9 protein-coding genes and 1 pseudogene are annotated in these 10,599 nt (G+C 59.2%); 8 read left to right on the forward strand and 2 right to left on the reverse strand.

Annotated elements, in window-relative coordinates; genetic code table 11:
- Positions 1-187: 187 nt before the first annotated feature.
- From AKG11_RS32140 to AKG11_RS32170, 8 genes are all read left to right on the forward strand, one after another.
- Positions 188-1,117, forward strand: coding sequence for a LysR substrate-binding domain-containing protein (locus AKG11_RS32140; RefSeq protein WP_050746943.1), 930 nt, complete (start codon positions 188-190; stop codon positions 1,115-1,117).
- Between the two features lie 524 nt (positions 1,118-1,641).
- Complete coding sequence (locus AKG11_RS34100) at positions 1,642-1,989, forward strand: transposase (RefSeq protein ID WP_130521635.1); 348 nt, start codon at positions 1,642-1,644, stop codon at positions 1,987-1,989.
- Positions 1,986-2,291 carry an IS66 family insertion sequence element accessory protein TnpB gene (gene tnpB / locus AKG11_RS34105; RefSeq protein WP_082342921.1) on the forward strand — a complete coding sequence of 102 codons (306 nt, stop codon included), beginning with the start codon at positions 1,986-1,988 and terminating at the stop codon, positions 2,289-2,291. Before AKG11_RS34100 ends, tnpB begins: the two co-directional genes overlap by 4 nt.
- Before the next feature lie 1,245 nt (positions 2,292-3,536).
- Positions 3,537-3,797 carry a DUF4212 domain-containing protein gene (locus AKG11_RS32150; protein WP_024271627.1) on the forward strand — a complete coding sequence of 87 codons (261 nt, stop codon included), beginning with the start codon at positions 3,537-3,539 and terminating at the stop codon, positions 3,795-3,797.
- A 9-nt stretch (positions 3,798-3,806) separates the two neighbouring features.
- Positions 3,807-5,573 carry a sodium:solute symporter family protein gene (locus AKG11_RS32155; protein ID WP_024271628.1) on the forward strand — a complete coding sequence of 589 codons (1,767 nt, stop codon included), beginning with the start codon at positions 3,807-3,809 and terminating at the stop codon, positions 5,571-5,573.
- Between the two features lie 71 nt (positions 5,574-5,644).
- The gene (locus tag AKG11_RS32160; RefSeq protein ID WP_050746944.1) at positions 5,645-7,471 is read left to right on the forward strand and encodes a DUF294 nucleotidyltransferase-like domain-containing protein; all 1,827 of its coding nucleotides are present in this window, start codon (positions 5,645-5,647) and stop codon (positions 7,469-7,471) included.
- Between the two features lie 11 nt (positions 7,472-7,482).
- Entirely contained in the window at positions 7,483-8,013 is a 531-nt protein-coding gene (locus AKG11_RS32165; RefSeq protein WP_023516421.1) for a hypothetical protein, read from the forward strand.
- 3 nt (positions 8,014-8,016) lie between these two features.
- The gene (locus tag AKG11_RS32170; protein WP_050746945.1) at positions 8,017-9,666 is read left to right on the forward strand and encodes a 3'-5' exonuclease; all 1,650 of its coding nucleotides are present in this window, start codon (positions 8,017-8,019) and stop codon (positions 9,664-9,666) included.
- A gap of 533 nt (positions 9,667-10,199) precedes the next feature.
- Here AKG11_RS32170 and AKG11_RS32175 read toward each other — a convergent pair.
- Together AKG11_RS32175 and AKG11_RS34115 are read right to left on the reverse strand one after the other, a co-directional pair.
- Positions 10,200-10,385, reverse strand: a complete 186-nt coding sequence (locus AKG11_RS32175) for a hypothetical protein (RefSeq protein ID WP_024271631.1) — start codon at positions 10,383-10,385, stop codon at positions 10,200-10,202.
- Positions 10,369-10,533 (reverse strand): annotated as a pseudogene (locus tag AKG11_RS34115) (transposase domain-containing protein); the annotation flags it as partial. The pseudogene AKG11_RS34115 and the gene AKG11_RS32175, both read right to left, overlap by 17 nt.
- Between the last annotated feature and the right edge of the window lie 66 nt (positions 10,534-10,599).

Genomic DNA, 10,599 nt, shown 5'->3' on the forward strand with positions numbered 1-10,599 from the left:
TAGAATCTGTCCCATAGCGCATCCCTCCATTCCTGGCTGAATAGTGCACCATCAAATACCGGGACTAAACACCTAGATGCCCTCCCCTAGTTAGCTGATAAGAGGACAGCATAAGCGAGCGCCGAATAATTCTGAAAATCTATTTATCATATGATATATAGTCGAATCTCATATCAATGAGGTCGCCATGGATTTGCGCCAGCTTCGCCATTTCGTCGCCGTGGCCGAGGAACTTCATTTCGGCAAGGCCGCCGAGCGCCTACACATGACGCAGCCCCCACTTAGCCAGAGTATTCAGGCGCTGGAGGCTGACCTCGGTGTGCAGTTGTTCTTCCGCACCAAGCGAACGGTGCGATTAACGCCGATTGGAAAGCATTGGCTACCCCATGCGAGGCGCGTTGTGGATGAGGCGGCAACGCTTCCGGAGTTGGCCCGTCGCCTGTCTCGAGGTGAAGTCGGCACACTGCGCATCGCGTTCGTCAGTTTCGTTGGCTACAGCTTCCTTCCGAGGCTGGTCAGTCGATTCAAACAATCGTTCCCGGAAGTGGAGATTTTGCTGAGTGAGGCAACCAGCAACGTACAAATTGACAGCTTGCTTGCAGGAGACATCGATATCGGCTTGATGATTCCGCCATCGAACCGGGCTATGCCGGCGCCCCTCAGCTATATGCCGATCACCTCCGAAGAACTTGTCGTAGCGATGCCATCCCGGTGGATAAAGAGCCGCAATGCCGAGCACCAGAGCGGCACAATCTCATTCGAAGACTTCAAAGAAAAACCGCTCGTTCTGTTTCCCCGAGCAGGAGCACCCGTTCTTCATGATCTCGTCACCCGCTTCTATGCTAATTATGGTGCGCACCCCGTGATTAGCCAGCACGCCATGCAGATGCAGACGATGATCAATCTGGTAGCCGAGGGAATGGGATTGGCGTTCGTGCCGAGTTGCATGCGTAGCCTTTCACCGGCTGGCGTCTCCTACTTAAGGCTGCAGGAGGCTGCCCCTACGATCGAGGTCGGACTGAGCTGGCAACCCGACGAAGCCTCCCAAGTCGTCAAGAAATTTGTCGCACTCGTCAAAGACGAAATTGCCAGCCGCTCTGCCGCGTCCTCGCTCTGAAGGCAACAGCGGCCCGATCACCGCCCGCTCCTCATTCATCAGGCCTATTCGCTCGCCTAAAGCAGCCTCTAAACGGAAGCATTGAATCAAGAACCGATTCCACTCGGGCAATCCCAACTGGATGTGCCGGCCGCTGACGCCGTTCGGCAACAAGCCCCCCCGCGCGGCTTGCCTTGGAACGTACCTACGAAGGCACTGACCTTGCCCCACGCCAACCGATCCTGCCAACGGGTAACGGCTTGCCCTCACGAAGGTTTGATGGGCCATCGCCGCGCTTTACTTGGGACGGAGGTGGCCTGCTGGCCCGCCTCTCGCCCGTGAAACCGGAGGGCGAACGCGTCATGGACGCATGCTCCCTCATCAAACCCATACAACGCGCCATCAAGCATCTCAAAACTTTGCACATAAGCGACAAGCAGACCCCATCTGGCGAAGCAGCTTAGCGGTCGAGTATCAGTAGCGGACACGATGATCTGCTGTGAGCTTCTATGTCTGCGCCTAGCTCTGGAACTAGAACTTTCCGTATGATCGAGGCTGTTGCGAACCGATTTGTGGGCGCACCTCGACAGCTTCGCCGGTGCTGGTCGGACGGTTTTAAAGCGCGTGCAGTTGCAGAGGCACTCGAGCCTGGCTCGAGCGTCTCAGCGATCGCCCGTCGGCTTGATATCCATCCGTCACAACTGTTTGGCTGGCGTCACGCCGCCCTGGGCTCTCGCAAGAATAACGTAGCGCCGAGCGGTCATAAGGCAGTCACGCCATCTGCCGCCGGTGCGATAATCAAAGTTCTGATTGGCGATGTCGTCGTGCGCGCTCCCGCTGATGTGGACGACGCTCATCTGCAGCGTGTCATCCGGGCAGTTCGCTCGGCATGATCCCCGCAGGTGTAAAGGTCTTCCTCGCCAGTCACCCCATCGACTTCCGCAAAGGGCCGGACAGTTTGCTGTCGCTGGTGCGGGATGCCAGCAGCGATCCGTTCAACGGCTCGCTTTATGTTTTTCGGGCCAAACGAGCAGATCGTGTCAAGATCGTCACCGACACACGCATGCCGAGTATGGATGACATAACGCTGCTCAGTTCCATAGTTCGCAAGCACATAGGCATTCCTGTCGTGCTAGTCACGGTGCATGGCGACGTCGGCCTTGCCGTCCAAGCCACGAAACATGGGCGTCGGTGAAACACGAAATCGCGCGTCTGCAAAGTCTTGTCGAAGGCGGCAGCGTCAAAGAGGACATCGTCGGAGGGAGTCCGGTGATCCTCACGCTGCGCGGCTGCGTGTGCGTGCATCCCGTGCATCCTCTCCTTTACCCACCTGCTGATTCCCAATCGGGAGAAGATCACGAACTTCGGCGGCCTTATCGGCACGCTTCGTTACGAACTTGAAAAACTGGGTCATGCCGCGTGACACCGCGCGGCGGAGACCCTTGGCCGTTTCAAGCACTGGCTGGAAATGCAATCGCGGGCGCTCAGCAGCAGCGCCCGCGCACACAGGCGTTGCATCTTTTGTCATAGGCCGTCATGGCGGCTGCCTTTCGCGACGAAGCGTCCACTCGCCGAGGGGTTGTCGGCATCGAGCACTGGCTGGCGTGTCCGAATGACAATTCCGAATCGAATCGACCCAGGATCGCCCATGTTTGTCACTTGTCTTAGTTTCGCGCAGAATCGCGCCACCGCTCCCGCCTTCATGGCGGCGCATATTGCAGGGATCGCGCAGGGTTTCGCCGAAGAGGTTTCTTGTGTACGGGGTCGCTTCAGCCCACCAAACCTCCTCCATAAGGAAGCCCGAACCGAGAATGATGTGCGCATGGCAGCCGACCAATTCGTCATGGAAGGTGTAGTGCCCGCGGAAACCCTCGAAGTCGACGCGAACCTCACGACCTCGGCGTTGGAGCTTCTAAAGGCCGATGCATCGACGAAAACGGACGGCGACGCGATCTTGAGGTCGTGGCATCGCGAAAGGCGAGCTTACACGGCACCTAGCCCACCAATCCTGCGCTCCGTTTCAAGATTCGCTCTGCTCAGGGGTGCCCGCTGCACGAAACATCGCCCGGATAGATACCGGCAATCCGCGCGTTGTCGGCTGCGTTGTCGACAAGAATCCGGGTGAAGGGATACTCGTCGCGATGGCGGTCCGGCAACCGCGAGCGAGCAAGAGTGCGCCGGGCTAACTGCACCCGTGGAAAAGGCGTTTCATCATGTCGACCATAGAGAAGGAAAGGAAAGCGCATGACGGGCAGGCAGCCAAAATCAGGTCTCCACGCGCGATCCTAAGCCGCTACTATCGACTAATGACGAATATCCCGCCCCTTCTGGAGAGGGTATTCCTTAACGATTGCCTACTCTGTCACGGGAAGATGGAGACGGAGGAGCAAGAAGAGAGCGTCTCCCGAGGGGGCGCAATGTTGAAAAGGGAGGAACAATCGTGGCGGAAAATTCTTCGTCCAACGCATATTGGTCAGCAAATATTCGCGTCATTTTCATTTGTTTGGCTATCTGGGCTGCCGTGTCCTACGGCTTCGGCATCCTGCTACGTCCCGCGCTGTCTTCTATTGCGGTAGGCGGAAGCGATCTTGGTTTCTGGTTCGCGCAACAGGGATCAATCGTGATCTTCATCGCGCTGATCTTCTACTACGCCATTTACATGAACAAGATCGACCGTGAACACGGCGTCGACGAGGAGTGAGGAAGGCAGATGGATCAGTACACCCTTAACCTGCTGATCGTGGGGGCGTCTTTCGTACTCTATATCGGCATCGCTATCTGGAGCCGCGCGGGCTCGACAGCAGAATTCTACGCGGCCAATCGCGGCGTCCACCCGGTCATGAACGGCATGGCCACCGCTGCGGACTGGATGTCCGCCGCCTCGTTCATATCGATGGCTGGTATCATAGCCAGTGGCGGCTACGTCAATTCCACCTATCTGATGGGATGGACCGGTGGCTATGTCCTGCTCGCGCTCCTGCTTGCTCCCTATCTTCGCAAGTTCGGCAAGTTCACAGTGCCGCAGTTCATCGGCGACCGCTTCTACAGCCAGTCCGCCCGCCTCGTGGCCGTCGTCTGCCTCATCGTCATCTCTGTAACCTATGTTATCGGCCAGATGACCGGCGCCGGCGTCGCGTTTTCGCGCTTCCTCGAAGTGGAGGCCTCCACCGGCCTGTGGATCGCAGCAGCGGTCGTTTTCGTGTATGCCGTGCTCGGCGGCATGAAGGGTATCACCTATACCCAGGTCGCTCAGTATGTCGTGTTGATCATCGCGTACACCATTCCGGCAGTCTTCATCTCGCTCCAGCTGACCGGCAATCCCGTTCCGTGGTTCGGCCTGTTCGGCACCCACACGGAATCATCCCTACCGCTGCTGCAGAAGCTCGACCAGGTTGTGACCGATCTCGGCTTCGGTGCCTACACCGGGCAAGGTTCCATGCTCAACATGACCTTGTTCACGCTCTCGCTGATGATCGGCACCGCCGGCCTGCCGCACGTGATCATCCGCTTCTTTACCGTTCCAAAGGTCGCTGATGCCCGGTGGTCCGCCGGCTGGGCCCTCGTTTTCATCGCGCTTCTCTACCTGACGGCCCCGGCCGTAGGTGCGATGGCACGCCTCAACATCATCAACACGATCTTCCCCGCCGGCACGCAGCAGCAGGCGGTTCTCTACGACGAGCGCCCGGACTGGATGAAGAACTGGGAAGTCACCGGCCTGTTGAAGTTCGAGGACAAGAACGGCGACGGTCGTATCCAGTACTACAACGACAAGTCCGAAAGCTTTGCCGCCAAGGCTGCCGAGCGGGGCTGGAGTGGCAACGAGCTGACGATCAACAACGACATCCTCGTTCTGGCCAATCCGGAAATCGCGCAGCTGCCGGGCTGGGTGATCGGCCTCATCGCTGCCGGCGGTCTCGCCGCCGCGCTATCAACGGCCGCCGGTCTGCTTCTGGCCATTTCCTCCGCGATCAGCCATGACCTGATCAAGGATTGGCTGAAGCCTGACATTTCGGAAAAGAACGAGTTGATGGCAGCACGTATCGCCATGGCCGGTGCGATCCTGATCGCAACGCTCCTTGGCCTCCACCCCCCGGGCTTCGCCGCCCAGACCGTGGCGCTCGCCTTCGGCCTTGCCGCGGCCACCATCTTCCCGGCTCTGATGATGGGCATCTTCTCGAAGCGCATCAACTCTGCCGGGGCGACCGCCGGCATGCTCGTCGGCCTGATCGTCACCTGCGTCTACCTGTTCACCTATCTGGGCTGGTTCTTTGTCGCAGGGACGAACATGCTGGAGAACGTGCCGGAGAATTATTTCTTCGGCATTCCCCCGACGGCCTTCGGCCCGATCGGCGCACTGCTCAACTTCGCCGTCGCCTATGTCATCTCGGCGATGACGGCAGCACCACCGAAACATGTGCAGGATCTCGTCGAGTCCATCCGCGTCCCGCGCGGCGCGGCTGCAGCGACCGGTCACTAACCAGACGCCAGAGGAAGGCGGGCTCGAAGCCCGCCTTCCCTTACCCAGATTGCCTTACCATCAGGATTGCCATGGCTCCCACATCGGCTGACATTGCTAAATTCCTGGAATCCGTTCACCCCTACGATGGCCTCCCAAGAGCTGAGTTCGACCGCGTCGCACAGTGTTTCATCTGTCAGACCCGCAGCAGCGGCGAAACGGTATACAGCCACGGCGAACCGCTCCCCGGCGTGTTCCTGATCATGGAGGGCGCCGTCGAGGTGACGGATGCCGCTGGAGCGATCATTTCCCAGTTGCTTGCGCGCAATTCCTTCGGCGAACGTGGTCTTCTGGCTGATGGACTCGCCGCCACGACGGCCCGCAGCCTTTCCGATACGCATCTCCTGCTTTTGCCGGCAGACGAATTCAAGCGATTGTTCGAGGAGCAGCCTGTCTACAGGCGTTTCTTTGCCCGAGGCCGGCATGCCGAACCACGCCGGAGCGACATGGCGATGCAAAAGGTCGCCGACCTTATGTCGAGCCCGCCGATCACCTGCGCTCCCCATGACAATATCCGCCAAGCAGCCCGTCTCATGCGGGATCGCCGGATTTCCAGCCTGGGCGTTGTCGACGACGGGCGCCTCGTCGGCATCCTGACCATCCGTGACCTTTCTACCCGCGTCCTGGCTGAAGGGATCGATCCCGATACGACACCGGTTTGCGCCGTCATGACCCGCGATCCGATCGGCCTGCCAGCAGAAGCGCTCGGCTCCGACGTCCTTAATCTTATGTTCGAAAAGCATATAGGCCATCTGCCTGTGGTGCATGGCGACACGCTTGTCGGCATGTTGACGCAGACCAACCTGACACGGTTTCAGGCGGTCTCTTCGACGCAGATAATTCAGGACATCGTCGAAGCAGAAACCGCCCGGAGTCTGCCCGCGATAACCGCCCACATTCCCCGCTTGCTCGCACAGCTTGTCGGCAGCAACCATCCGCACGAGGTCGTCACACGGCTGATCACTGATGTTACCGACGCGGTGACGCGGCGGCTGATACAGCTGGCGGAAGAACCCCTGGGGCCGTCGCCGGTGCCCTATGTCTGGCTCGCATGCGGCAGTCAGGGCAGGCAGGAACAGACCGGCGTAAGTGATCAGGACAATTGCCTCTTCCTTCACGACAGCTTCGTCGAGAGCCAACGTCCCTGGTTCGACGCCCTTGCGCGTTTTGTCAGCGACGGCCTGCACGCCTGCGGCTATGTCTACTGCCCCGGCGACATGATGGCGACCAATCCTCGCTGGTGCCAGCCAGTGCGCGTGTGGCGGACATATTTCCAAGGCTGGATCGATACACCCGATCCAATGGCACAGATGCTTGCAAGCGTCATGTTCGACCTGCGCCCGATTGCCGGAAACGCGGCGCTGTTTAGCGATCTCCAGGCCGAAACGCTCAATCAGGCAAGCCGCAACTCCATCTTTGTCGCCCATATGATCGGCAACTCCCTGAAACACGTGCCACCGCTCGGTCTATTGCGCGGCTTTGCTACCCTGCGCACGGGCGAGCACCGCAACCAGATCGACATGAAGCACAACGGCGTGATTCCCGTTGTCGATCTCGGCAGGGTCTATGCCTTGGTCGGGCGGCTCTCACCCGCCAATACGCGCGCTCGGTTGCTCTGCGCCGAAGACGCGGGAGTCATCTCCGGCGCCGGCGCGAGCGACCTGGTGGCCGCCTATGACCTGATCGCCGAATTCCGGTTGCGCAACCAGGCTGCACAGATCAAGACTGGCCAAAAGCCCGACAACTACCTGGCGCCGTATGAATTCGGTGACTTTGAACGCTCCCATTTGCGCGATGCCTTCGTCGTCGTGCGAACGATGCAATCTGCTCTGGCCCAGCGGGGAAGCGCGTCCATATAGAGGAAGTCCACATGTTGTATGAGTTGATCGCCGCAGTCGTCGCTGGCGTCGCATTGGGAGGCATTGCGATGGCCCTGCGCGCCCTCACGCGCGGGCTGTTGCCGAAATGGCTTGTGCCAGCCGCCGCAGGTGCCGGCATCCTCGGCTATTCGATATGGAGTGAATACAGTTGGTACTCCCGTGCCCTTGCCGCCCAACCAGAGGGCGTGGTCACCGCCTGGCACAATGAGGAAAGCGCCCCCTGGCGCCCATGGTCGTACCTTGCGCCCGTCATCACGCGCTTCACCGCTGTCGATACCCGCACCGTCCAGCGCCACCCGGATTTTCCCGATCAGAGAATAGTCGACATTCTGCTGTCGGCGCGTTGGCAACCGAACTCGATCGTGAAGGTGGTTTTCGATTGCGTCGGCAACAAACGTGCCGACTTGTCTGGAGGGAATATTTCCATCGGGACGAACGGCGAGATCAAGAACGCAAGATGGATTGATCTGACACCTGGCGATGCGGGCCTGAAGGCAGCCTGCGCGCCGGCAGGGGAGTGACCTTTGCGTTGGGGTGTTCGCGGACGCGTCCTGTTTTTCTTTGTTGCCCTGGCGATCGGCTGTCTGGCGATCCTCGTGACGGGCATCTGGTTCGGCTATCATCGCGCCAGCGTATCCAACGTCTACGATGCCTTCGCCCAGGCGGGCATCGCGATGGGATTTGGATTCGCGGCCCTGCTCCTTTGCAGCTGGGTTCTGTTCGACAGATACTTCGCGCGGCCGGTGAAGTCCGTCGCTGCCGCCATGCAGGCAAGGGCGTACGCGGACGTCGGGGGCAGCATTGATGTGACCGGTGCGAAACATCTGGGTGAGTTGCCCGGGGCGGTTTCGCAAGCCATTGCGACACTAAGGCAGGCGCGCAGCGACCTTGCCGAAACCGTCGCCCGGGAAACGTCACAGCTGCTTGCCGACAAGGGGAAGCTGGAGCAGATGCTGTCGGATGTTCCGCCTGCCATTCTGCTTTGCACCGGTCGTCACCACATCGCCTTCTACAACAGTGTCGCTCAGCAAATGCTCGGCACACCGCATATGCCGATCTGCCTCGATCGCAACCTGTTCGACTACCTTGCAGACCATGAAGTCCGCCACGTTCATCGGCGTCTCATGGAACAAGCCGCGCCCGACACAGTCGTCGAATTTACCTGCGCGAAAGGTTCGCGACGGCTTGCGGGCCGTATGCGTCTCGCTGAAGACAATGATGGTGATGCGGGCGCGTATGTCATGACGCTACGCGACGTGACGGAGGAAATTGCCGCCTTCGCCCGGCGAGATCTCCTCTTGCGGGATGTGTTCAATTCCCCGCGGCCGGCAGAAGCATTCGGGGAGCCGACTGGCAGAAACGATGGAGCCTGGGCGGACCTCAAACGTCGGTACCAGGCGTGTGAGGCGGAAGGTTGGCCGACAACACTGTCAGGCACAATCAACAGCCCAGTTCAGACCGGGCACGCCCCCGCCCCCATCTCCAACGCGCCGCGAGCGGTCGTTTACGACTTCGACCTGCTTTCCCGCAAGAACCGGGAAATCATCGCCGATGCGGGTTTGGACGAACTCAACTATGTCGTCTTCGATACGGAAACGACGGGTCTCTTTCCTGAGCGGGGTGACGAACTGGTTCAGATTGCCGCAGTGCGGATCGTGAATGGCAAGCTCATGCTCAACGAGATTTTCGACACACTCGTCAATCCTGGGCGCCGTATTTCCAGTGCATCGACGGCGATCCACGGAGTGACGGAAGCCATGGTTGCCGACGCACCGGATGTTCTCCGTGCCGTAGAGCAATTTCACAAATTCGCGGAGGGTTGCGTGCTCGTCGCGCACAACTCACCGTTCGATATGGCGTTTCTCCAGCGCCGTGAAAGAGCCCTCGGCATTCAGTTCTGCAATCCGGTTCTCGATACCGGCATCCTCTCCACCATGATGTTCGGGCGGCATGAAAGCCATACGCTGGACGCCTTGATCAGTCGCCTGGGCATATCCCTGCCCACGAGCAAGCGTCATACCGCCTTGGGCGACGCTATCGCCACGGCCGAGGCTTTCGTCAAACTCAAGGCAATGATGATGGGAAAAGGAATAGCAAGGTTTGGAGATATCGCTGAGGCGTTCAGGAAAATTCCCGGTTACCGACGTAGAACCCACACAGAAATGGAACCATGAGAATAGAAAAACTTCCAGGTTATTCCCACAACAATCGCAATCACTTAAATTCATCCGCCGCGTTTCTGTCCTTAGCCAAAACAGATTGACAGAGAGCACGGGCCGTGCAGGCTATGTCATGCCGGCAACGGTCCCAGGCCGTCGTCATTTCTTCTCCCTAAGAAGTCCACCGATGACGGCCTGGTGTTTAGAATCGATCGTTTCCCAGGACGTTCTCTAATCACGTTTGTCAATCTGTGTCGGTGCTGTCGTCGGGCACGCTCAAGGTTTTCTTCGAGGTCGGCGCTTTGTGACCGCTTCATAATGGCGTTGGACAGGCTCAGCCAACCAACTTGGTGTTCGCGGTCGCCGGTCCGGCCGGCGCTCCCATCCGCGGGATCGGTTTAGGCTGCGGCACCGTCCTGACCGGACGATTCTGCTGGTGCTTGAGCAAGGTGATGCGTGCTTGCTTCATGCGGGTTGGGTTGCTACAGGATTGGTCCATCGGAGCGGCTCGCCGGGCTTCCCTATCCCTTTAGCGAGCGCCGCAGCACTTATGATTTCGGCTCGTATGCCATGATGCGTTTGATTTTTCCCTGGCCGCATTGCTCATCGACAAGGAACTGCCAAACACCTCCTTGCCAGGTGCGGATATCGGCGAGGAACTCCTTCAGGCTTTCGATCCCCCGGTCGTTGAACGTTGTGATGCCCTCTTCGCTGCGTTCATGGGCACGGATCATCTCGCCATAGTGTGAGCCTGTAGCCGATGGCGTCGGACCTGAAGTTCCAGGGCATGAGGTCTTCGATTTCAGACGCGGGCCTGCCCTGAGCGATGCGGGTCAAGGTTTGGCAGAGCCAGGCGAGCGGATCGACGCTGTTCATTTTGCATATGTGGACGGCCCCCGGCTTGCAAGATTGACGGCAGTAATTTGAACCGATCGCTTGCGATCATAT

It is taken from the genome of Shinella sp. SUS2 (genome assembly GCF_001262505.1).
Taxonomy (GTDB): domain Bacteria; phylum Pseudomonadota; class Alphaproteobacteria; order Rhizobiales; family Rhizobiaceae; genus Shinella.

Bases quoted from the DNA above. Each gene is read 5' to 3' on its own strand.
- AKG11_RS34100 (WP_130521635.1), top strand. From the start codon at position 1,642: ATGATCGAGGCTGTTGCGAACCGATTTGTGGGCGCACCTCGACAGCTT.
- tnpB (WP_082342921.1), top strand. From the start codon at position 1,986: ATGATCCCCGCAGGTGTAAAGGTCTTCCTCGCCAGTCACCCCATCGAC.
- AKG11_RS32140 (WP_050746943.1), top strand. From the start codon at position 188: ATGGATTTGCGCCAGCTTCGCCATTTCGTCGCCGTGGCCGAGGAACTT.
- AKG11_RS32160 (WP_050746944.1), top strand. From the start codon at position 5,645: ATGGCTCCCACATCGGCTGACATTGCTAAATTCCTGGAATCCGTTCAC.
- AKG11_RS32165 (WP_023516421.1), top strand. From the start codon at position 7,483: ATGTTGTATGAGTTGATCGCCGCAGTCGTCGCTGGCGTCGCATTGGGA.
- AKG11_RS32175 (WP_024271631.1), bottom strand. From the start codon at position 10,385: ATGATCCGTGCCCATGAACGCAGCGAAGAGGGCATCACAACGTTCAAC.
- AKG11_RS32155 (WP_024271628.1), top strand. From the start codon at position 3,807: ATGGATCAGTACACCCTTAACCTGCTGATCGTGGGGGCGTCTTTCGTA.